General features: G+C 48.9%; 1 protein-coding gene. It reads right to left on the bottom strand.

Features of this window, described 5'->3' with window-relative positions; genetic code table 11:
* Positions 1–556 (bottom strand): SprB repeat-containing protein (locus tag AC2A07_RS19725; protein WP_484051804.1); only part of this gene is annotated, 556 nt, incomplete at both ends.

Here is a 556-nt window from a genome sequence, read left to right as displayed (position 1 = left end):
AATTACTGTATACGTTCCCGCTGCAAGACCGGTTCGGTCTTCTGTCGTGATTCCACCACCCCAGTTAAAAGTGTAAGGTGCCGTTCCTCCTGCTGGTGTTAAGTTAATGGCTCCGGTAAAACCTCCGTTACAGGCTATATTCGTCACTACCGTTGTTCCACTCACTGCAGATGCTGGTTGGGTTACCGTAGCATTTACCGTTGCGGTACATCCGTTAACATCGGTGATGATTACCGTATATGTTCCCGCTGCAAGACCGGCTCGGTCTTCCGTGGTCACACCACCACCCCAGTTGAAAGTGTAAGGTGCCGTCCCTCCTGCTGGTGTTAAGTTGATGGCTCCGGTAGAACCTCCGTTACATGCTATATTCGTTACTACCGTGGTTCCACTCACTGTAGAAGCTGGTTGGGTAATGGTAAATGTTCTTGATAAGGTACATCCGTTAATATCAGTAACAGTCACTGTATAAGTACCCGCAACTAATCCTGTTGCCGTAGCAGCAGTTCCTCCGGATGGAGACCATGAATAAGTGTATGGTGCAGTTCCTCCTGAAACG

The sequence above is a fragment of the Chryseobacterium sp. HNCC26DJ238 genome (genome assembly GCF_057180465.1).
The sequence above is the reverse complement of the archived record's forward strand: the minus strand, read 5'-3'. Positions and strand labels throughout refer to the sequence as shown.